A 23,027-nucleotide genomic window follows, 5' to 3' on the forward strand; every position below is an offset into this window, starting at 1 on the left:
ACAGCCATGACGCCTTGCTCATCCAAATATCCCAAAATAATTCGTGCCCGAAACACCGCTTTGTAGGGCTCCGTTTGGCTATTCGCCCGCCGCTCCAATGTTTTCCGTGTCCGTTCATCGCAATTTAATAGGTGCATATGCTTCCTCCCTGGAAGATAGCATGCACCTTATCGCTAAATAATGCAATTAAGCACTAGCGTTTGTGGAGCATGATTTCTACAGTATTGGAGGCTTTATTCCGTTAGCACTTATGTTGGTATTGTTATCACGCAGCCATCGCATTATTGGAAAGATTACAGCATTGGAGGCTTTATTCCGTTAGTACTTATAAAGGAAATGGGTCGATAGTCAATGCCGGCTCCGTAATGATATTTCTTACTTTCATAGTTTCGAACTCAACTTCAACAATTAACCGGAATTACCATGATTACACCTAAACGAACTCAAGTACTTGACACACAGGTTGATTGCATCAATATGACTGGCGCACTTAAATATGTTGATCACCATATTCTAACCGGCAATAAGGCAGATACCATCCTGGCGGTCAATCCTGAAAAGATTTATGCCTTGAGGCAGAACAGATTCTTGAAGGATTTCTTTAGCAAAGCGGCGATTCTGATCCCGGATGGCATAGGAATTGTGTTTGCCATGCGCATGAATGGGCACAAAGCCGAGCGTGTAGCCGGTGCTGATCTGATGCAGCAAATCTGTGCACAAGCTGAGAAAAAGGGCTATAGGATTTTCATCTACGGCGCGAAGGAAGAAGTAAACCGAGGTGCAGTAGAGCGCCTGCGTGAACGTCATCCTGCTATCCAGATCGTTGGCCGCGCCAATGGCTACGTTAAAGAAGAAGGCATGGGAGCACTGGTAGCGCAAATCAATGAATCAAAAGCAGAGATACTCTTTGTCGCAATGGGTAGTCCACGACAGGAAGAGTGGATGGCAAAGTATCTCGACCAGCTAGAAACAGTCAGAATATGTCAAGGTATTGGAGGTACGCTCGATACAATAGTAGGCACCGTAAAGCGCGCACCACTACTCATGCAACGCCTCAATCTTGAGTGGTTTTACCGGTTGTTGCAGCAGCCAACGCGGGCCAGCAGACAAATCAAGCTTCTTCGATACGTTAGGGAAATAGGCATTGATCGTCTGAGATCATTAATGGCAGGCTCACACTAATTGATTTACTGCCCAGTCTCCCAGACTCACTATTAACCGGTATATGACAGGGTACATCGATGTATTCAACGGCGACGCTGACGGCATCTGTGCGCTGATTCAGCTTCGGCTGGCTGATCCGGTGGATGCTCAATTAATTACCGGCGTCAAACGTGAAATCGCCCTGCTACAGCAAGTTGATGCCACGCAGGGCGATCAAATCACGGTTCTGGATATCTCGCTTGATCGTAACCGCGCCGATCTTCAACGATTGCTTGCGACTGGTGCAAACATTCGTTATTTTGATCATCATTTTGCCGGCGAAATTCCTGTTCATCACAGATTGCAAACGATCATTGACGAGTCCCCAGAAGTTTGCACCAGCTTGCTGGTTGATCGCTATCTGAAGGAACGTTACTCGCTATGGGCCATAGTCGCTGCTTTCGGTGATAACCTGGTGCAGGTCGCTGAAAAGCGCTGCGCTGAACTTAACCTGAATGCAGCCGATACCCGGCGCTTGCGTCAACTGGGTGAGTTGCTCAACTACAATGGTTATGGTACGCGTATCGAGGATCTGCATTTCCATCCTGCTTCACTTTTTCAGGCGATGCGGCATTTCGTTGATCCGCGTCAGGCCTATGAGCGCTCACCCGAGCTGGCTGTGCTGGCAGCAGGTTATGCAAATGATATGGAGCACGTCAAAACGCTGATGCCCGAACAGGTCTCGCCTGCCATTGCAGTTTATCGGCTGCCGGACACAGCCTGGGCGCGTCGCGTGATAGGCCTCTGGGCCAACGAGCTATCGCAAATGTACCCTGAACGCACTCATTTGATTCTTTGCCCGGATGGAGAAGGGATGTTTTCGGCCAGCGTGCGCGCTGCCAGAATACGCCCATATGGCGCTTCAGCCTTTTGTCGCCGTTATCCAGAGGGAGGCGGGCGCGAAGCGGCGGCTGGGATCAATCGATTTCCAGAAACAGCTATAATCGGTCTGATCGCTGATTTTGAGCAAACGTTTGGTTAACCCGAATATTTCATAAATTGGCACGTGCCCTCACTTGTCTTTTGATTAATAAGAAAGATTTTGCTCAGTCGGGTGTATGAATCACTACACCACTCTTTCTCAAAACTTCCCTATTAATCAAAATCCTGCGTGATCATCACGCGAATTTATGAAATATTCGGGCTAACCTGACTGAAGAGACTATCTTTTATGTCTGCGCAGCGCGCCATGCCTAAAAGACCCGGTTTTTTATAAAAAATCTTATAAAAACTCAACAATGTCACATGCATGGCAATTTCAGGTAGCTATATTGATCATACTTCAAAATTCGGTTCTCGTAATCTCTCACTCAGCCTTCTCCCAGCGGGAGAAGGTATTGATGCCGAATTTTGAAGTAATTCCAATTCCTAATAGAAAAGGCAATAATTTTTGACATATGGCGGATTGTCTAAACTTGAGAATACAGCTACAAAAGCGAGAACTCAAATGCCTGATTTCTCACTGATGGCAGATCGTTCCAGTAAATCCATTGCTGTTTCCGGCAAGCCCGCCGAACCACGAATCCGCATGAGCATGCCGGTGCTCCTGCCGGACGGCGTTTAACCAGAGAGAGATCTTTTCTAGGATTTTCCTGGCAATGTCGCCAGGTGCTTTTCTACATCCTCCTTGCTGAAACCGATGGCACTCGCCACGCGATCGGCATGGCTGACTCGGGATATTCCTGAGATCAACCGGTGAGTGGGGCCTTCTGGCAGAAACTCGGCTTGCAAATAGCTGCCGATGCCTTCGCTCTGTAAGCGCTCGCACAATTCGTGATTATGCGTAACCAAAATCGTTGTTGCGCCAAGCTTATGAAAACCTTTGAGCACATACTCGGAAAGTGTCATTTTTTCTTCAAAAGTCGTCCCTTCCGCAAGCTCGTCGAGTACGACCAGACTGAGTGCGGTCGAATTGAAAAAAATCTCGCGGGTTTGTTTCAGTTCGTGAGCAAAGCGCCCCATTCCTTCGTCCAGACGTCCTGGTTCCGGCACCTGATAAAAAATATGCTCGGCTGGCACCAGCCGCGCCGCTGAGGCTGGAATATAGCCTCCTGCCTGTCCTAGCAACTGAATCTGCGCGACCGTTTTGCAATACGCTGTTTTTCCACCACTATTTGGTCCGGTGATAATCAGTAACCGATTGGCTGCATCCAGTCTGATATCATTGGGCACATAGTCTGGTTGTGTTTTGGCAAGCAATGGATTTTTTGCATTCGTAACGGTGAGCGTGTGCTGCCCGGCTGTGATGATTTCAGGTAATGCCATTTCTTCGCGAACAGATTGAGCATAGCGACGCAAAGACAGTAATTCATCGATCATGCCAAGTGCTTCCAATGCCTTGGCCAGATCGGGGCTTTGACGGAAAAGCTTCTGCAGCGGATAAATCACCGAATCCCGGTCGGAAGAACTGACGGCTTGCATAATGATGGGAATAATCGGCACGGTCAGGATCAGGATACCGTAACCAATATAGCTGGCACCTAACTCAACCAGCATATTCTGAAAGAAAAAAAGCAGACCTGTTACGATGGACAGAAATATCAGTGATGGCAGCCATTTGAACATGGATGGGCGGAAGCGGGGAATAGGCAGGTAGCGCGGCTTCTCTTCGCTGGTTTTAAACTTGCCATCGATGACGTAAATTGGGCCCTGCATCAAAGCGTAGGTTCGTGACCCCCCAAAATCACGAATGGCCTGAATCAGTTCCTGCAAATAAGTGCTTTGGACAGGCGGCAGTGAATCCGCTTCTTCGACCAAATCGATTGCAAATTCAGTTCCATCAATGAACTGATGATAACCATATCCCCCAAACTCAAGCTTTCCCGTTTTATTTTTTGGATTATCCGTGGTGAGCCCACCCGCAAATTCTCCATAAAGAAGGTAGTAGAGTAATTCTTCCCCAGGCGCCATTTTCTTAACAAAGCCATCAAGCGCTGCGAACAGTTGGGGATTGGCTGCCAACTCACGTAAGGCTTCCTGTTTTTTTTGCAACAGCTGTGCGTCATGAGTAGGCCTGGCCAATGAACGATAAAGGACAGATTGCCCTATCTGGGTTTCTGCCTGATTGATTTCGTCAAATAAAGCATCCGCTTCAATCGCATGGAATGTCTTGGGATCCAGCACACCATAATCAGCGTCGGTTGGCCGCGTATCCCGTACACCCGCAGGCTGCTTACCACTCGATAAAATAAATGATCCACGCCAGATAGGAATGGAATTGGATTCTGTTGCATCACTCATGATTGTTTCCCCTGTTTTGACAAAATGATTCAAATAGCTCTTACGCTAATTAGTATGCACATAACTTTATCTGATTTTATTTCAATGCGTGGCATAATCGGGTAAACGATTCCCGCGTAATCGATCATTTCTTTCCCCAATAAAAATTGATAATCACATTCTGAGTACAGTTGCCTATTGAGCCAGCAGAAAAAATGGTTCAGGCATTTTTATCATGCAAAAAACAAAAATATTGTCCCGTTTGCTCCTTTTTCTATTCATCGTTGCGCTGCTGGGTTATGCCGGCTGGCAGCTAACACGCAAATCCCCTATGGAAGTGGAACTTGCCGCGATTACACGCGGCACAGTGGAAGCCACTGTCGTCAATACGCGTGCGGGTACGATCAAAGCCTGCCGGAGAGCCAAACTGGCTCCTGCTGTGGGAGGACAAATTATTAAACTGCCCGTAGATGATGGCGATCGCGTCGAGGAAGGGGCGATACTGCTGGAACTATGGAATGCCGATCTGGTGGCACAATATGAACTGGCCAAACAACAATTAGCTACCGCCAAAAGCCGCCAACGCGAAGCCTGCATCATGGCTCAAAATGCCCAACGCGAATCAATCCGTACCCAGCAGCTCGTTTCCCAAGGGTTTGTCAGCCCACAGCGGGCCGAAGATGCCGATGCCAATGCGCAAGCTCGCCAAGCAGGCTGTGCAGCTACAGCAGCCGATGTCAAGCGCGCGCAAGCACAAATCGAAGTCACTCAGGCCAATCTGGATCGCACCATACTGTATGCGCCCTTTGCTGGCATCATTGCCCAGGTTACGGGCGAGCTGGGTGAATACACCATGCCCTCCCCGCCAGGCATTCCTACACCTCCCGCGATCGACCTGATTGATGATTCTTGTTTGTATGTCAGTGCGCCGATGGATGAAGTGGATGCGCCTAAAATAAAAATCGGACAGGAAGCACGCATTACGTTGGACGCACTGCCTGGCCAATCCTTTGCTGGAACGGTGCGCCGTATTGCGCCATATGTCACAGAAATCGAAAAGCAGGCACGCACCGTGGATGTTGAAGTCAATTTTACCGAAGGCTCAAACTATGCTTTATTAGTAGGTTACAGCGCGGATGTCGAAGTGATCACTGATCGGCATGAACAGGTTCTGCGTATCCCAACCTCCGCTATCCGGCAACAGGGCAAAGTGCTGATATTGGGTCAGCATGATCGCCTGGAAGAACGTACGCTGAAAATAGGGCTGGCCAATTGGGCATTCACGGAAATTATCAGTGGCTTGGCGGAAGGCGATCAGGTAGTGACCTCCTTTGACGACGAAAGTACTGTGGCCGGCGTGATCGTCAAACCCAAAACAGCTCAGCCATGATCCAGCTTTCAGCCATTACCCGCGCCTTTCATATGGGAGATCAGGAGATTCGTGCGCTCGATCACATTGATCTGGAAATTGTCTCGGGTGAATATGTATCGATCATGGGACCTTCTGGTTCAGGGAAATCCACCCTGCTCAACGTCATCGGCCTGCTGGATAGGCCAGATAGCGGACGCTACCAGCTCGATGGCAAAGACGTCACTGATTTAACCGAAACCGAGCAGGCGCGTGTGCGCAGAGAAAAAATTGGTTTTGTTTTTCAATCGTTTCATCTTGTCCCTCGCCTCACCGCTGCAGAAAATATCGAGCTGCCGCTGATCCTAACCGGTATTCCACCGGCTGAGCGCAAAACGCGCGTAGAACAGGCATTAGCTGCCTTTAATCTGAGCGAACGCGCTCGACATCGCCCGGCTGAATTATCCGGTGGCCAGCGCCAGCGGGTCGCGATTGCACGCGCGACCATTCTGCGCCCAACCGCCTTGCTGGCGGATGAACCAACAGGCAATCTCGATCATCGAATTGGCTCGGAGGTAATGGCGCTACTGGAAGATCTGCATCATACCGGCACTACCCTCATTGTGGTGACACATGATCGCGAACTGGGATTACGGGCACACCGCCGCATTGCCATGCGCGATGGTCATATCGTGGCAGATGAACAATGAAGCTACGGGATACCCTGCAGTTTTCATTCAAGACGGTCACGAGCTACCCTATCCGCTCATTTCTCATCATTCTGGCGATGGCGCTGGGTGTGACTGCAGTCGTCGTCCTGACTGCGCTGGGTGATGGCGCGCGCCGTTATGTGATTCATCAATTCTCATCAATCGGTACCAATCTGATCATCGTTTTACCTGGTCGTGCTGAAACCGCTGGCAGCTTCCCCGGTGCAGCCATGGGGCAGACTCCACGTGATCTGACATTAGAAGATGCCCGCTGGATTGGCCAGCTTCCTCAGGTGCGGCGCTATGCTCCGCTCAATGTGGGATCTGCTGAACTCGCTGGCGCCAGCCGCTTGCGGGAAGTCACTGTACTGGGCGGCACCGCAAATATTTTGCCCATCCGGCACATGGAGCTTGCGCAAGGCAGCTTTCTGGCACATGGCTCGCAACACAGCGCACAAATCGTATTGGGAGCAAAACTGGCTGAGGAATTTTTTCCCGATGGCAACGCAGTAGGTCAGCGTATCAGGCTAGCCGACCGGCGATTCATCGTATCAGGCATCCTGGCCAGTCAGGGAGAAACGATGGGATACAATTCAGATGAGATCGTCATTATTCCGATTAATCATGCCCAAGCGCTCTTCGATACCACATCGCTTTTTCGCATCCTGATCGAAGTCAGGAATCGCAGTGATATTCTCTCTGTTAAAGAAGCCGTTCGTCAGGCACTGATTCAACGTCACGATGGCGAAGAGGATGTTACCATCATTACCCAGGATGCTGTACTCGCCACTTTCGACCGCATTCTGCGGGCGCTCACGCTCGGCGTGGCTGGCATTGCTGCGATCAGTCTGGCGGTAGCCGGTATTCTGGTCATGAATGTCATGCTGGTAGCAGTCAGTCAGCGCACAAGCGAAATCGGCTTACTCAAAGCACTCGGTGCACCTGCAAGCGATATTCGCCGTTTATTTCTCGCTGAAGCCGCCTGGTTATCTCTTACGGGCGCCATCTTCGGTCTTATTCTGGGATATCTGGGTAGCCTGCTGATTCGCCTTGCTTATCCGCAGCTACCTGCCTGGCCGCCTGTCTGGGCCAGTCTAGCCGGCATCATGGTTGCGCTGACAACCGGTATTATTGCCGGTCTGCTGCCTGCCGCCCGCGCTGCACGCTTGGATCCCGTCAAAGCATTGAGTGGCAAATGAAAATACTCGACACGTTTCAGTTTGCGCTCCATGCTCTGACAGCCCATCGGCTCCGCACACTATTGTCAGCATCGGGAATTGCTATTGGCATTGCGGCCGTCATCCTGCTGACTTCGATTGGCGAAGGGATTCAGCGTTTCGTGCTGGCTGAATTTACCCAGTTTGGCACCAATATCCTGAACGTTACCCCAGGGAAAACCAAAGCACATGGTAGATCGGTTGGCTCCATCAGCAGTGCGCGCATACTGACGATTGAAGATGCACTGGCCGTTAAGCACTCGCGCTATGCTCAATACGTCAACCCCAGTGTCATGGGTAATGCTGAAATCCGTGCGGAAGGCCGCAGTCGGCGTGTTACCGTTTACGGGCAAGGTCATGATTTTGACAAAGCCTTCAATATGAGCGTGGCGACTGGGCAATTCCTGCCTGCGGATGATCCACGCAATCCACGCGCATTTGCTGTACTCGGTGCAAAAGCGCATAGCGAGCTATTCGGCAATGCCAATCCGCTCGGCGCCATCTTGCAGGTCGGCGGCTCACGTTTCCGTATCATCGGAGTCATGGCGCCCAAGGGACAAATTCTCGGATTTGATCTGGATGATACCGTATTCATTCCCACTACGCGGGCGCTGGAAGTATTTAACCGCGAAGGCCTCATGGAAATCCAGATCGTCTATCCGCCGGAAACGTCCTTGAATGCCGTCGTGGAAGACGTGCGGCGCATTCTGATTGAACGGCATGGACGCGAGGATTTTACGCTTACCCCTCAGCAGCAGATGCTCAGTACCCTGTCTACCGTATTGAACATACTCACCTTTGCCGTCGCTGCTTTGGGCGGGATTTCGCTATTGGTCGGTGCTGTGGGTATGGTGACGCTCATGCATATCTCCGTCGCTGAGCGCGTGGCAGAGATTGGCTTGCTCAATGCACTAGGCGCTACCCGTGGCCGTATCCGCCTGCTGTTTTTGATGGAGTCTACCGTACTGTCAACACTCGGCGGATTAGCCGGGCTGGCGATTGGCACCGCGCTTGCTTCGCTGCTCAAAATCGTGGTGAGCGGTTTACCCGTCAGTATTCCGTGGAATTTTGTCACGGGCGCCTTGGCAGTATCCGTGTTGATCGGCCTGGCGGCAGGCGTTATCCCCGCCATGCACGCCGCACGGCTCAATCCGATCGATGCGTTGAGGGCAGAGTAACTCTCAATTCGAAAAACCCCCGCACCAATTTTCAATTGAATTCATAGGGGTGAGAGTTGTAAGCTGTCATTTCCCGTTCTTATACTTATTTTGATTGCTCACATTTCATGAAAAAACCCGTTAGCCGCATTCTCCTCATCAATGATGAGAAGCTGATTCTGAAGGCATTCGTCAAAGGATTAAACGTCGCGGCCAAGTCGATGGAAAATCCGCTGGGTATCAGCTTTACAGGCGTCACGACTGCACATGAAGCACTGAAGGCCATTGAGGAAGAGGGTGACATCCAGGCTTTGGTGGTCGACGATAAGTTGTATACCCTGCAAAGCGAACGGAAAGGTTCGCGCAATCTGCAAATGACCGCATTGGAGCTCGTACAGAAAGTTTCTCGCTTCCGCCCTGAGCTGAATATTTATGTATTGATCGCTCAAGAACAGGAGGATGAAGTCGTTGATGCGCTCTTTTCCGAAACGGTGGACGGCTATTTTTACCGTGAAGAGCGTGACTACCGCGGCATGTACCGCATCCTTAATGCACAGCTCCAGGATAAAGCGCGTACACCTTTCTATGACCAACTCAAGCATTATGTTTTGATGGCCAAAGATGCCTGGCATACACCGGGGCACTCTTCCGGTGATTCACTGCGCGACAGCCCCTGGGTAAGCGATTTCTACGAATTTATCGGTGAGCATATTTTTCGTGCCGATCTGTCCGTGTCTGTCCCCATGCTCGATTCGCTGATGGAACCTACCGGAGTGATCGCCGAAGCACAAAAAATTGCAGCCAAAGCGTTTGGCGCACGCCGCACCTTTTTTGCTACCAATGGCACTTCTACCGCCAATAAGGTAATTTTCCAGACTTTGCTCGCCCCAGGAGAAAAATTACTGTTGGATCGAAACTGCCACAAGTCGGTGCATCACGGCGTAGTCCTTTCGGGCGCCCACCCGGTTTATCTCGATTCCTCCGTCAACAAAAAGTTCAGTATCTATGGGCCTGTTCCCAAACAAACCTTATTCAGCGCAATCGAGCAGCATGCCGATGCAGAAGCCTTGATATTGACCAGTTGCACTTACGATGGCCTACGCTACGATCTTCCTCCGATCATCGAAGCTGCGCATGCGAGAGGAATCAAGGTCATTATCGATGAAGCCTGGTATGGCTTTGCCCGCTTCCACCCGGCTTTCCGTCCCACTGCCTTGGAAGCAGGTGCGGACTATGCGACGCAAAGTACTCACAAAGTGCTGTCTGCTTTCTCCCAATCCAGCATGATTCATGTCAATGATCCTGATTTCAACGAGCACCTGTTTCGTGAGAATTTCAACATGCATACTTCCACCAGTCCGCAATACAGCATGATTGCGAGCCTGGATGTCGCGCGCAAGCAGGTCACGCTGGAAGGATATAAATTGCTCTCGCGCACATTGGAGCTCGCAAGAGAACTCCGTTCGCATATCAATTCCACGGGGGTATTTCAGGTGCTGGAGTTGCCCGAACTGCTACCCGATGAAGTCAAGCATGACGGTATCCAACTCGATCCCACTAAGGTGACGGTGGATATTTCACGCTGCGGTTTTACGGTAGAAGAACTGATTCGCGAATTGTTCGAGCACTACAATATTCAAGTGGAGAAATCTACTTTCAACACGCTTACCCTCCTGCTGACCATCGGCACGACCCGCAGTAAGGTATCGCGTCTTTATGATGCGCTGATGCGCATTGCGCGTGAAGGCCGCGCGCCACGACGGCTTTACCAGACACCGGAGATTCCTCATTTCACTGAGTTAAGATACTTGCCACGCGATGCATTCTACTGCGGTGGTGAATTAGCACCATTACTGGATGAAGAAGACAAGGTCAATAAAAATCTCGAGGGAAGAGTATGCACCGATCAGATCACGCCCTACCCGCCTGGTATACCGGTGCTGGTACCAGGGCAAACCATTACCAATAGCGTCATACACTATCTGGTCAGCATGCTGCGCTCGCAAAAACGCGTGGAAGTTCATGGCATCGTCTATGATGGTTATCTGCCCTGCCTGAGGCTACTGACTGCTGCTGAGGAAAGAAATCTGAGAAAACTGCCTTAAGGCAGGCTGGTTACGGTATGGGTGGAATGGTTTTATTGGAGGGTATGGAGCTTATATCATGAGCAGTGCTGCCTGCCTTATTTCTTACCAAGCGTTTTGCCGGGAACCAGATTTTGAAAATACTTCCTTTTTCTATTTCACTGACAATTTCCATGCGCGCCTGATGACGACCTGAAACATGCTTGACGATCGCCAGCCCTAAACCGGTTCCACCGGTTTCACGGGAGCGACTACGATCAACTCGGTAAAACCGCTCCGTCAGACGCAAGATATGCTCTGGTCCAATGCCGATGCCACTATCCTGGACATAAAACAAGCCTTGATCCTGTTCTTCTATCCAGTTCAATGAGATCTCCCCGCCTTCGGGCGTATAACGCACGGCATTACTGACAAGATTACCCAAAGCACTGCGTAATTCATCTACACTGCCTAGCAAATGAGCATCACTTAAAATATTCAAAGTAATATGATGGCGCCCTGCACTGAGCGATTGCGCTTCTTGAAACAAGCTATGCAGCAATTCGGCAATATCGATGTCTTCCTCATGCAAGATATTCTGGGCGTTCTCAAGCCGCGACAGTGTCAGTAAATCCTCAACCAGCCGTTGCATCCGTTTTGCCTGATCAGCCATTAAAGTTAATGCACGCTTTTCCATCTCGCTGTCTTTAATTTCTTCATCTAACAGTGTTTCCAGAAAGCCGCCTATGATGGTCAAAGGTGTGCGCAACTCATGTGAAACATTGGCGATGAAATCCCGGCGCATGATTTCCATTTTTTCAAAGCGGGTAATGTCCCGGCTGATTAGCAGCTTCTCCTTGTCTCCATAAGGTACCAACTGGAGTGAGAGTATCATTTCTTCATATCGGGATTGTTTGATCACCAGGGGTTTACTGTAATCTCCAGCAGCCAAATACGTTACAAACTGCACCTGCCGGACCAAATGGGTAACATGCTGGCCAATATCGAGCTTCAAATCCAAGCCCAAGTGTTGTTCAGCAGAGGGGTTACACCATTCAATGCGATCCGCTTCATCCAAAATAATAATCCCTTCCGGCATTGCTGACGTTGCGCGCTGCAAACGTCCCAGCGCCTTGCTCAGGGTCTGCCGGCTTCGATAATAGCGCCGGATAAAACGTGTGAGCCGAATGAATACGTCTCCCCATGGACCAAAACTGCTGGGTATAGTGGATATCGTGGATGAGTCAATAGAAGTATGATCAAAGCGCTGAAACCATCGATCAAGAGAAGCCAGGCAATAGATATGGTGTATCGTTATTCCCAGCAGGATAAAGCTGAATAAAAGCAGTGCCGTTACAGCACCTACCGCAACCCATAGCACGGCTGTAACCACGATCAGCAAGAAAATACCAGTCAAACGTTGCCAGAGATCAAACACGTCAATATCTCGGTCTCGGGAAGGGATAAAAAATTATTCTGGTTGCTTTAGAAATTCACATCTTTCCAGGCAGCAAGCTTGGGAAAGACTCACTTGTCGGGTATTATGCTTGAAAAACCGGGCAGGTACAGAAAAAATATTCCAGTATTAGGCGCATCCCTGGATAAAAATTACAATCAATCCATTAAAAACAGCGAATCGACTGGAGGCACATATGAGTTCACTTTCCAGCCGGTCCTAGAAATGATTCAGCTGTACTCTTTTATTCAACGCCTACTTCGCACCGTGTTGAAAAACGATAACCTGTCCCCCTCACTGTTTGAACCAGTTCATCCTTCCCGACATCTTCAAGCGCTCTGCGCAGTCTTCGTATATGAACATCCACTGTTCGATCTTCAACAAAGACATGATCTCCCCACACGCGATCAAGCAACTGTCCTCGCGTATGCACACGCTCGGTATGCGTCATCAAAAAGTGCAGCAGACGAAATTCGGTCGGTCCCAGTACAATTTCTGATGATTTTGATTGATTCTCTCCATCGTCGTTAACGGTTACTCGATGCGTTGCCGGATCTAATTTTAGTCCGCCCACCTCAACCACTTCATCTGATACTTCTGGTAAGCGCCGGCGTAGCACTGCCTTAATGCGCGCAATGAGTTCGCGGGGTGAGAAAGGCTTAGTGATATAATCATCTGCACCAATTTCCAATCCGGTTACTTTGTCACTCTCCTCCACGCGCGCCGTTAACATGATAATGGGAATCGCCCTCGTTCTCGCTCCCTGCCGTAGCATCCGGGCAAACTCGATGCCGCTCACATTTGGCAGCATCCAGTCCAGTAGCACCAGATCTGGCAACACGTCATTAACCATATCCTTCGCTTGTTCTGCGCTGCCTGCGCATAAAACAACGTATCCTGCATTGCGTAAATTGTATGAAACCAGTTCCTGGATTGCGGGTTCATCTTCCACGATCAGTATTGTTGCAGCCATTAGCGACTCCACTCAAAAAATATTTTCTAAAAATTTCTGAGATAATATAAAGATATCATTACATTTTTATGACAAACATCATAGATGTCATATATCGACAATCTCAATTTTCTAAATAGACACCCATGGCAGGACTTAATAAATACACTCCCATTCCAACTGAAATAACCCTCCACAAAAAATCGAGGGTACTGGAAATCTCCTTCAATGACGGTAAGACTTTTCAACTACCCTGCGAGTTTCTTCGAGTCTACTCTCCCTCAGCAGAAGTAAGGGGGCATGGCCCGGGGGATGAAATCCTGCAAACAGGCAAGCAGGAGGTATCGATTACGCATATTGAACCTATAGGTCATTACGCTATCCAGTTGAATTTTTCTGATGGTCACAATACTGGGCTTTACTCGTGGGATTTACTTTATAATTATGGATTGAACCAAGATGCAATGTGGCAACGTTATTTGCAACGGCTAAAAGAAGCTGGCATTAACCATGAAACGACCTGACTCACCCAGTACATTTGCTTTCATGAGCCTCCATCATTTTTTCAATTCTCGCCCAATTATTTGACATGACAAAAACTACCCATTTTGGCTTCAAAACTGTTTCAGAAACAGAGAAAGCACATAAAGTCGCAGATGTTTTTGATTCGGTGGCCGCACGCTACAATCTGATGAATGATCTGATGTCGCTCGGCTTGCATCGGCTCTGGAAGCGATTTGCTATCGACGCAAGTGGCGCGAAAGCGGGAGATCGGGTCCTCGATATTGCGGGTGGAACAGCCGATTTGACAGCATTGTTCGTCAAACAAGTGGGTGAAACAGGCCAAGTGTGGCTAACCGATATCAATAATTCCATGCTGACAATCGGCCGGGATCGCATGTTGAATGAAGGCGTAACTATCCCAGTAGCTCAGTGTGATGCAGAAAAATTACCATTCCCTGACAATTATTTTGAGCATGTCAGCGTAGCATTTGGTCTCAGAAACATGACCCACAAAGATATTGCGCTCAAAGAAATGCTGCGTGTACTCTGCCCGGGTGGATCGCTTATCGTGCTGGAATTTTCCAAAGTATGGAAACCACTGCAACCTTTTTATGATGTTTATTCCTTCAAGATACTCCCTACCATGGGGCAATTAGTCGCTAAGGATGAAAAAAGCTATCGCTATCTTGCCGAATCGATTCGTATGCACCCTGCACAGGAAGAATTGAAACAGCTTATGCAGCAAGTTGGATTTGAACGAGTGGAGTATTTTAATTTGACTGCCGGAGTGGTTGCTCTCCATCGGGGCTACAAGTTCTAGAAGCGCGTTTTAACTCATCTTTAACCAATCTCTAGGACATTCTCGCCTTCTTCCGTAAGCGAGCCTCCGATATGCCCATCGACATCTACCCATAGATGGGGTAATCCGAGATCTTCAAGCCAATCCTTGCCCTGATGCTCCTTGAGCATCCCAATCGTTGAGGCGCTACCTGCAATAACACAGAAATCACCTACGACACTCACTGCAGCCATTCGCCTGGCTGGCCAGCCTGTTTTCGGATTCAAGACATGACCGTAACGAATGCTATTTATGGTGATACAGCGCTCATAATCTCCACTGCTGGCAAGTGCGCCAGAATAGAGTTCCAGCGTCTGTAATAAGGTATCAGGGTAGCGCGGATGACGTATTCCGATTCGCCAAGGACTGCCGTCTGCATGCGGTCCAATAATCTTGATATCCCCTCCCAAGTTGACCATCCCGTGTTGAATACCCCTATTCCAACATATCGTGGCAGCACGATCGACCGCATACTCTTTAACGACACCGCCTAAATCAAGCTCCATGCCAGGAAGCGGAAATTTAAGAATAGGTGATGCCCAACGCAGCTTATGCCAGCCAACTCTATCCAGCAAACCTTGGATAACCGCTTCATCCGGTAATTGATCTGATTTGAAATTCCAAGCGTGATGCAAAATACCCGAAGTAATGTCAAACAATTCATCGCTTTCACGATAGCAGGTTTCTGCATAATCCAGTAACCCGGCTGTTTCGTTATCGACAATAATACTCCCTCCTTTCGCTGCAACACGATTAATTTCTGACAGAAAGCTGCTTTCACGATAACGTGAATAAAACGACTCTAATCGTTGAACATCGGCAATTGCTGCATCCACAGCACGCCCTGCTTTAGTCTCGGTTGCAGCATAAAGCTGTATCTCACAGGCCGTACCCATTGCATTAAAGGGAAAGCGGTAGAGTTTCATTGCAGCGAATACTTAAATAATCATTCACAAGACCCCTAAATTGTTATTTTCGTTCAAATCCCGTAACAATACGATCATAAACATCCAAGCCTTTCAACGAATAAGCCTGGATAAGACGGGTAATTCAGCAATTCAGAGTATTCCCGATCAGAGATTTCTGTCAGAAGCTATAGTGCCAAGTAGCTGAGAGCGCACCTTCACGTTCAAGTTGAAAACCATTGACATCATCACGTAGCGGTTGCACCCATTCAAAAGCGAAATGATTACCGGAAAACTTGCCGCTAGGCACGGAAGCATTCACGCCAATGCCGATATCCCAATATTGGCCACCATGATTGGCAGGAAAATCCATCGGGCCAATACGCGCGTTAAATTCATTGAAATCTCCATGTATCCTATCACGGAAAGTATAAATTCCCCGTACCGAGGCTGCCAGCCAATTGGACAATTGATATCCCCCCCAAGTGGATGCCTGAAAAATGTCACCCAGCCGATAACCTGATTCATTGCTGCGTTCCATCCGCTTGACACCATAAAGCTGGGCTCCCCAATACCAACGATCGCTTGTGCCGGCATAAGTCAGGTTAGGTAAAAAATCCCACGTGCCACTTCCTAATTGCATGTCAAAATGAAACAATCCTCCATCAACCTGAAACATTCGCCGCATTTTCAAATCTACTTTTCCGGTCGGCGCGCTGATACCTAAGCCCGCATGCAGCCGATGCCCGGGTATTTCATATAACTTGATCAGTGATGACAATATGGTATCGCCAACCCCGCCAGTTGTATGCCCGCCGGTGCCAGTATGCTCATGAACACCCGGGACGGGTGGCGGACGTCCTTCCAACTGACGCAAATTCATGTCCATATCCATGAATTGCGGCATGATCATTAGATTCAGCCAGCGAGTAGGCGCATACATGATATCGAGCATGTGCATTTTCATGTTCATCTCGGTGTGGGTGAACCGGCACAAGGTAATGTCGCTACAGCCTTCGTTGACAATCGACAGATCGCTGGCCTGGTGCGCACCGCGCAACATATCACCCGCCTGGCGAGAATACATGAAACGATACCCCACCATCAGTTCACCTGGATTATCCAGCATATGGCCAAACATGATGCCGGCTGGCACAGAGTGCGCACCATGGGCATGCCGCGGACCATGATCATGATTCGCATGGTTGTGCCCAGTCTCTTTATTCATGCGGGAATTAATGGCTTCCATATCCACTTTAATCGCGGCATTGGCCACATAAAAATCAAAATCAGCAAAACTGCTCTGACCATTTCCGCCCAGCTTCAGTGAGCTCGCGCGCGCGTAATATTCAAAAGCCGCTTCTAGCTCAACTCCCTTGGTAAATCTCTTATTGAGTACCACCCCCCCGCTCAATGAACCAAAACCGGATAAACGATGATCACTGGAAAAATTTTGAGGCAGTTTGGCCGCATCAAATGATACCAGCTGGGGTCGCAGATTAAGTTCAGTGGCATCAACCAGATTACCGTTGGCATCAAAAAAATTATCATTTCCGTTACGAAAAAATTGTTGATTCGGATCATTCACATCAACCCAGACTTGCCGCCCTGAGGCATCGATAGCCGTTTTACGAAATGCCTGGTTGGAGATGAGATACGGCTGATAGAAATCGGCTGAATCTTGCGAGTAATAGCGAATTCGAGGCGTAATGGTCCATCCATGACTCAGTGGTTGCACCCAATCCGCTTCAAAGGTATGCGCATTGACCCCCCAATCATCGAATGAAAATTGATAATTCAAATGTAAGGCGGCATCCACTGGGCTGATATGCTGTACGTATTTACTGCTCAAAGCCAGTTGATTGCGTATATTCGGACGCTGCTCCAATAGAGCGCGCGCATCACCGGTTATAGAAGAATTTGAACCAGGGTTAAGGGTATCCGGGTTAATAAAAATAACCGTCATGACTTTGTACGGATTCTCCATGAAGCCACTGCTATGGGTATAACCGATATTGGTATCGATCAACGAGCCTTTGCCAAGAACCTGTGTCAATCCCAGATTGGCGGTCCAATCCTGGCGATCGCCACGTAAGATTTCCGAACCGCTGCGCCGCTCAATTTGATTTGCATAAGCAGTGCGCGTCACATAAGGCAGAAGGTCAGGATCGAGAATGGCGGATGTCTCGCTGCTGGTATACCCTGCTCCGAATTTCAGGCTGGTCAGCTTCTGATTAAAATCCAGACGGCCGCTGATATTGCCATAGCTGGATTTATAATCATTTTCTAATGAAAATCCACCGCCTGCATTGACAGCCGCCTCATTCCATTCATAACCCAATCTAAAATTTGCCTGATTACGTGTTTCCGGCGATGCGGATGAAAGAATCAGTACAGTGCGCGGATCGATTACCTTCCCCCCCTCGGGTATCAGTCTGAGGGGATTCAGATTTTGATCCAGTAGAACCTGGGTTTGGACCAAAGGAGACGCACCAACCGTAATCACTCCCTGAGGTGAATCTTGCAGAATAGGCCGATTGCCATTGGCTACCAGAGGCGCTGTGGTGACGGGCGTCGCACCTGACCACGTATCCTGTGTATAGCTGAATGAAAATTTTACGCGATCATAAAAGGTAAAATTGCCACTCCCATGCACAACATCCACCATAATGGGCTTAAGATTGCTGTGTACATTGTAGAGATTACGCTTCCCTTCCTGATACCGGTTATATTGAAAGCTGACGCTGTCATTACTGGGACTTGCGCCCTGTGCAGGCGATAGTAACAGACCGGGTAAAACGAGCGCTGCGGACGTCAATGCTTGCAGCGTTGTTTTACGGCTAGAGGTCAGGCTAACTTTCGAATCGCGAGATTCAGGATTATCGACTGAATGCTGTGCTAAACCAGCTGAGTGTGGAGCGTTCAAACCTGTTATCAGGGCATGGCTTAGAAACAGCCGCAGCCGCCACCACCCCCTGCAGAATTGATACTGGCAGCAGCCTCGCGACTACCATAGATGTGTCCCCGAATACTGCTTTGTAAGGGATTAGGGTCTAGCGCCATATGCGATTTAGCAAGATTACCGCGCTCCCAGGGAGCAATCTGAGCACAGCCCGATAAGGTTGCTCCACTGAATAGGATGATGGAAATGACAATAAAATGAGTTACTTTCATCAATAAGTCAAACCGGGAATTTTCTGCAGCGACACAAAAATATGAACTGCCTCTATATCTCTTCTATCAGAAGCTGCTCAATCAAGCGACGTAACTCTTCAGCCTCGCCAGTGCGGAAACCCCGATGGATATGCCGGACAAAGCCTTTTTTGTCGATAATATAAGTGGATGGCATGGCAATCACTCCGAAATCTTGTGCGCATTGTTTACTGGCATCGATCAAGATCGGAAAATTGACAGGACGCTTGGCAAGAAACTCTTTGGCGTCTTCAACGCTTTCATCCAAATTGATCGCGATCACTTTCAGCCCCTTGTCTTTAAACTCATGCGTGAGCTGACTCATGAAGGGAAATGATTTGACGCAAGGAGGGCACCAGGAAGCCCAGAAATCCACATAAACCACTTCGCCTTTCATCGCTTCCCAGCCTTCAGCCAATTTCCCATCTAAAAAAGACAACTGGCAATGCGGCGGCGGCGTATTTCCTTCCAAGTGTGCCCGCACAGGTGACACCACCGAAAGACAAAACATCAAGCTGGCTGCAAATAATAAATTGGCTTGCTTAATCATTTTAGAAAGATATCCTATTTTAAAAAGACATCTACCTGCTCATCATTAAAACTGCGGTTATTCGAATTGATCGACGAAAAGATCTGTCCCGGTGTGCTCATTATTGACTGTCTTGCAGTGCCATTCGACTTCAAAATTCCGGGCGCCAGCCATGGTTTTGTTCGCCATCATAAAATATGTTCCATTCCCTCCACGCAGTGTTACCTCAGGGCTGAAATGCGCATCACCCGGCGTAGTATCGGTAATATTGATCGCTTTGCTGCCTTTAAGAAGCTGGAGGCTGACAAACATTCCGGGTACGGGGGGAGAATTATCTCTGATCTTGACAGCAAGATAATCCGCTGGCCCAACGCCGCTTTCATCAAAACAAGTTACGCGCGCCAGTGCAGTAAATGTTGCCTTGTTGCCAGCAGGATCAAGTACGGCGCCTCCGCCATGCGCGCCACAGATTGCTGCATAACCGGTCGTAACGATCATACTTGCGCTCAATAAAATTTTTCCCAGGGATTTTTGTAGAAATGGATGATGCTTAATCATACTTTCTTCCTCCTCTTTTCGTATATTAGACTTATTCATCAGCATGCCATCGATACGATATGTTATCAAACTGCTCTAGATTTTCCTCAGTCCATCAGCGCTGCCATCCGTAAGCTTACCGTCTTTCAACGCTCGAAGAAACCATTAGTTTTTTCGAGGATGCGAACAGGATCCATAACCCCATTCGCAATCGTTATCTCCTATTTATTCAGGCCAGACTTGCTGACCGTTGAACTTGATCGGCATATCACGCATGATCTGTGCCGCAGAGGGCCTTACCTCGACATCGACACCGCTACCGCATGACCCAGGCAGCGGATTCTTCGTCAGGTCGCGGGTAATCGTCAGTGAAGCGGGCCCATCATCTGTAGTACTCACGCGATCATAGGGCGTCCCCAGATTATTATGAGTCCATAGATTGGCAACTGCACCTGCTTCCCCGCCGCCGTTGCGCAAGGCATCAATCCCGCTAATCTCACAAATATCTGCGATGGAAACGAAGAACTTGACGCTTTTAGCACAGGAAGTCGGCTCGATATTCGTCGCACTGACTCTAAAAGGAACAAATGCGTTCATGTGAGCCGGCATGCCCGGTCCACCGCCAGACCAGAATCCGACGACATTACCTGTCGGCCCCTGTTTCTCATCCACAAAATCAAAGACCGCCCGTGTCTGGAGAGGCTGAACGTTAGGTCCCCAGTTTGAAACAAAATCGGTCAATGGACCACCATGAGGCTGACCCCCGACAGTAATGGAAGAATCCGTGCCATCTGGAAAAACCACTGAAGTACCAATAATTGCTTTTTCACCGCAGCCATGACCAATGGTAACATTATTGAGTATTCTAATTCCTTCATTGAGTGTTGCTGTTTCCAAGCGGGTATGTGCCAGCGCACTCTGCCCTATGCCTGCCAGCATGGCTGCCGCTAAAGCCAGCGTTAGTGTTCTGATTTTATTTTTTTTCATAATAGCTCCCTGTCTAATCTCTAAAAATGATGAATACGTGATTTATTCACGGCAACCGCCCAAAAGACCCATTCCACTTGCCCGAGATTAATTTACTAACAAAGATGAATGTAATGTGCCTGCGACCCCCATCTTCTTTTTCAAAATAAATGAATGGGTAGTCGGAAATCATTATCTGGTCTACTCAAGCAAATAACAATGCGGCAAATTGTCGCACCTCACTCTTTCTGTTTTGGATGCGCTTACGCTCACTTCGCATTGCATTGATTAATAAATAGATATATTCATTAACCATCATTCAGCCAGGAAAGCGAATGAATCAATGTGCGACAATTTGCCGCACTTGCAATGTCTCACTGATTAAAAAAATTATGGTTAACCCGAATATTTCATAAATTCGGGTTAATAAAGAAGTGCCAGCGGCATTGCTTACACTCATGATTTCACGAAGGAGCATTTACAGACTAAATTTGATTGGGGCGGAATTTTTTATACGGTAATGCTATAGCCCCGGGAGGGAGGCATCAATCTCACTTATTTTTCTGCAGCATTTCGGCGGCATGCTTGCGCGTCGTGGCAGTAATATTCACCCCTCCCAACATACGCGCGATTTCCTCGACCCGTTCCTGCTCATTCAGTGAGTGGATAGAACTCAATACCGCTTTGTCAGCAGCGGGTTCGGCTGTTTTAAACACCTGCCAATGCTGATCGCCCATCGAGGCAACCTGGGGCAAATGGGTAATACAGAGCACTTGGCGCGTTTTACCTAACTGCTTGAGGAGTTTGCCGACAATTTCAGCGACCCGCCCCCCAATTCCTGCATCCACTTCATCAAATATCAGGGTGGGTGCAGTGCCTACCTGACTGGTAATCACCTGTATCGCAAGACTGATACGTGACAATTCCCCCCCGGAGGCAATTTTTGCCAGTGGACGTGGGGGCAGCCCCCCATGGGTTGAAACCTGAAATTCGATTTGCTCGCGCCCATGGGCATTGCCGTGGTTAAATGGCGTCAGCACGATATCAAAACAGCCCCCTGACATGGCCAGCGTTTGCATCGCTCTAGTAACCTGACATGCCAGCGTTTCAGCCGCTTTTCGTCGCGCGATGCTCAGTGTATTGGCAAGCTCGTCGTAGGTTGTCTGTGCCGATGACACTGCTGCGGCAAGACTGCTTCCGTCGGCATTTCCTCCAAGCTCCTGCAAGCGTTGCATGGTTCGCTGCAATAAATCAGGTATCTCTTCTGGAGGAACATGATATTTTCTAGCCAGAGTGTGGATGGCGGCCATCCTCTCTTCGGCGATATGCAGGCTTTGCGGATCCAGATCCAGACTCTGCTGATAGTGCTTCAATTCATAGACTGCCTCCTGCAACTGAACCTGGGTAGTTTCTAATAAATCATAAGGAGACTTGAGATGACTGTCATAATCAAGCAAATGACGCAAGCGAGCGAGCACAGCATGAAGTTGCCCCAGCGTAGCTGATTCACTCTCTGACAATATTTCCAGGCTTGATTCGGCGGCTTCCAGCAAATTTGCCGTATGAGACAAGCGACTATAATCAGCTTGTAAGGTTTGCCACGCTTCAAGTGAGAAATTCAGTGCAGAAAGCTCCTGAAGTTGCCATTCCAGTTGTTCGCGCTCCTGTAAGAAGTGAGCTGCATCCTGTTCCCACGCCAAACGTTGCTGATGTAATTGCTGCCAATGCTGATAAGCTGTTGCCACCGCCTTGGCTAACTCGCTGTTGCCTGCATAGCCATCCAGCAAATCACGCTGCATTTCACCCCGTAACAAAGACTGGTGCGCATGCTGTCCATGAATATCGACGAGCTGTTCACCGGCGGCACGAAGTTGCTGCAAAGTGACGGAACAGCCATTGATATAGCTTCGTGAACGCCCATTAACATCCAAGATGCGGCGAAGTAAGCAAATGCCGGGATCAGCTTGCAGATCCTTTTCTCGCAACCAATCCTGCATACCAGGAATAGGATTGATATCAAACTCGGCAATGATTTCTGCGCGCTCACAGCCATGACGTATCTGACCTACCTCACCACGCTCTCCCAATACGAGCATCAATGCGTCAATCAGAATCGATTTTCCTGCACCCGTTTCACCGGTCAAGACGGTAAAACCCGGCTTGAACGTTAATTCAGCCCAGTCAACAATCACAAAATCACGAATGGTCAAATGAACCAGCATGCCAGTCAA

19 protein-coding genes are annotated in these 23,027 nt (G+C 48.8%); 9 read left to right on the forward strand and 10 right to left on the reverse strand.

Annotated features, from left to right (window positions below; genetic code table 11):
* Positions 1–423 precede the first annotated feature (423 nt).
* Entirely contained in the window at positions 424–1,182 is a 759-nt protein-coding gene (locus BLP80_RS01735; protein ID WP_090539549.1) for a WecB/TagA/CpsF family glycosyltransferase, read from the forward strand.
* 43 nt (positions 1,183–1,225) lie between these two features.
* Entirely contained in the window at positions 1,226–2,185 is a 960-nt protein-coding gene (locus BLP80_RS01740) for a hypothetical protein (RefSeq protein ID WP_090539551.1), read from the forward strand.
* 599 nt (positions 2,186–2,784) lie between these two features.
* Here the strand turns inward: BLP80_RS01740 and BLP80_RS01745 are convergent.
* Complete coding sequence (locus BLP80_RS01745) at positions 2,785–4,443, reverse strand: MutS-related protein (RefSeq protein WP_090539553.1); 1,659 nt, start codon at positions 4,441–4,443, stop codon at positions 2,785–2,787.
* Positions 4,444–4,657: 214 nt separating this feature from the next.
* Here BLP80_RS01745 and BLP80_RS01750 point away from each other — a divergent pair, with 214 nt between their 5' ends.
* The 5 genes from BLP80_RS01750 to BLP80_RS01770 all read left to right on the forward strand — a co-directional run bounded on the left by BLP80_RS01750 (position 4,658) and on the right by BLP80_RS01770 (position 10,959).
* Complete coding sequence (locus BLP80_RS01750; protein WP_090539555.1) at positions 4,658–5,812, forward strand: efflux RND transporter periplasmic adaptor subunit; 1,155 nt, start codon at positions 4,658–4,660, stop codon at positions 5,810–5,812.
* Positions 5,809–6,480: an ABC transporter ATP-binding protein gene (locus BLP80_RS01755; RefSeq protein WP_090539557.1), complete on the forward strand. Its 672-nt coding sequence runs from the start codon at positions 5,809–5,811 to the stop codon at positions 6,478–6,480. Before BLP80_RS01750 ends, BLP80_RS01755 begins: the two co-directional genes overlap by 4 nt.
* Positions 6,477–7,679, forward strand: coding sequence for an ABC transporter permease (locus tag BLP80_RS01760; RefSeq protein ID WP_090539559.1), 1,203 nt, complete (start codon positions 6,477–6,479; stop codon positions 7,677–7,679). The genes BLP80_RS01755 and BLP80_RS01760 overlap by 4 nt, the downstream gene beginning before the upstream one ends.
* A complete protein-coding gene (locus BLP80_RS01765) occupies positions 7,676–8,875 on the forward strand; it encodes an ABC transporter permease (protein WP_090539560.1) in 1,200 nt (399 codons plus the stop codon). Before BLP80_RS01760 ends, BLP80_RS01765 begins: the two co-directional genes overlap by 4 nt.
* A gap of 107 nt (positions 8,876–8,982) precedes the next feature.
* Positions 8,983–10,959: an aminotransferase class I/II-fold pyridoxal phosphate-dependent enzyme gene (locus BLP80_RS01770; protein WP_090539562.1), complete on the forward strand. Its 1,977-nt coding sequence runs from the start codon at positions 8,983–8,985 to the stop codon at positions 10,957–10,959.
* 10 nt (positions 10,960–10,969) lie between these two features.
* Here the strand turns inward: BLP80_RS01770 and phoR are convergent, their stop codons facing one another.
* Together phoR and phoB are read right to left on the reverse strand one after the other, a co-directional pair.
* Complete coding sequence (gene phoR, locus BLP80_RS01775; protein ID WP_090539564.1) at positions 10,970–12,355, reverse strand: phosphate regulon sensor histidine kinase PhoR; 1,386 nt, start codon at positions 12,353–12,355, stop codon at positions 10,970–10,972.
* A 262-nt stretch (positions 12,356–12,617) separates the two neighbouring features.
* Positions 12,618–13,346, reverse strand: a complete 729-nt coding sequence (gene phoB / locus BLP80_RS01780) for a phosphate regulon transcriptional regulator PhoB (protein ID WP_090539566.1) — start codon at positions 13,344–13,346, stop codon at positions 12,618–12,620.
* A 125-nt stretch (positions 13,347–13,471) separates the two neighbouring features.
* Between phoB and BLP80_RS01785 the strand changes: the two genes are divergently transcribed.
* Both BLP80_RS01785 and ubiE read left to right on the forward strand, forming a co-directional pair.
* Entirely contained in the window at positions 13,472–13,849 is a 378-nt protein-coding gene (locus BLP80_RS01785) for a gamma-butyrobetaine hydroxylase family protein (protein WP_090539568.1), read from the forward strand.
* A gap of 65 nt (positions 13,850–13,914) precedes the next feature.
* Positions 13,915–14,649, forward strand: a complete 735-nt coding sequence (gene ubiE, locus BLP80_RS01790) for a bifunctional demethylmenaquinone methyltransferase/2-methoxy-6-polyprenyl-1,4-benzoquinol methylase UbiE (protein ID WP_090539570.1) — start codon at positions 13,915–13,917, stop codon at positions 14,647–14,649.
* A gap of 20 nt (positions 14,650–14,669) precedes the next feature.
* On the opposite strand, the gene BLP80_RS01795 is transcribed toward ubiE, so the two are convergent.
* From BLP80_RS01795 to recN, 7 genes are all read right to left on the reverse strand, one after another.
* Complete coding sequence (locus BLP80_RS01795; RefSeq protein WP_090539572.1) at positions 14,670–15,593, reverse strand: FAD:protein FMN transferase; 924 nt, start codon at positions 15,591–15,593, stop codon at positions 14,670–14,672.
* A 160-nt stretch (positions 15,594–15,753) separates the two neighbouring features.
* Positions 15,754–18,498 carry a DUF3570 domain-containing protein gene (locus tag BLP80_RS01800; protein ID WP_090539574.1) on the reverse strand — a complete coding sequence of 915 codons (2,745 nt, stop codon included), beginning with the start codon at positions 18,496–18,498 and terminating at the stop codon, positions 15,754–15,756.
* A gap of 20 nt (positions 18,499–18,518) precedes the next feature.
* Positions 18,519–18,746, reverse strand: a complete 228-nt coding sequence (locus tag BLP80_RS01805; protein ID WP_090539576.1) for a DUF4266 domain-containing protein — start codon at positions 18,744–18,746, stop codon at positions 18,519–18,521.
* Between the two features lie 52 nt (positions 18,747–18,798).
* Positions 18,799–19,314 carry a TlpA family protein disulfide reductase gene (locus BLP80_RS01810; protein ID WP_090539578.1) on the reverse strand — a complete coding sequence of 172 codons (516 nt, stop codon included), beginning with the start codon at positions 19,312–19,314 and terminating at the stop codon, positions 18,799–18,801.
* Between the two features lie 57 nt (positions 19,315–19,371).
* The gene (locus BLP80_RS01815; RefSeq protein WP_256324911.1) at positions 19,372–19,851 is read right to left on the reverse strand and encodes a hypothetical protein; all 480 of its coding nucleotides are present in this window, start codon (positions 19,849–19,851) and stop codon (positions 19,372–19,374) included.
* A 204-nt stretch (positions 19,852–20,055) separates the two neighbouring features.
* A complete protein-coding gene (locus tag BLP80_RS01820) occupies positions 20,056–20,817 on the reverse strand; it encodes a hypothetical protein (RefSeq protein ID WP_090539580.1) in 762 nt (253 codons plus the stop codon).
* A 530-nt stretch (positions 20,818–21,347) separates the two neighbouring features.
* Positions 21,348–23,018, reverse strand: coding sequence for a DNA repair protein RecN (gene recN / locus BLP80_RS01825; protein WP_090539582.1), 1,671 nt, complete (start codon positions 23,016–23,018; stop codon positions 21,348–21,350).
* Positions 23,019–23,027: the final 9 nt, after the last annotated feature.

Source organism: Nitrosomonas sp. Nm132, from assembly GCF_900100485.1.
Taxonomy (GTDB): domain Bacteria; phylum Pseudomonadota; class Gammaproteobacteria; order Burkholderiales; family Nitrosomonadaceae; genus Nitrosomonas.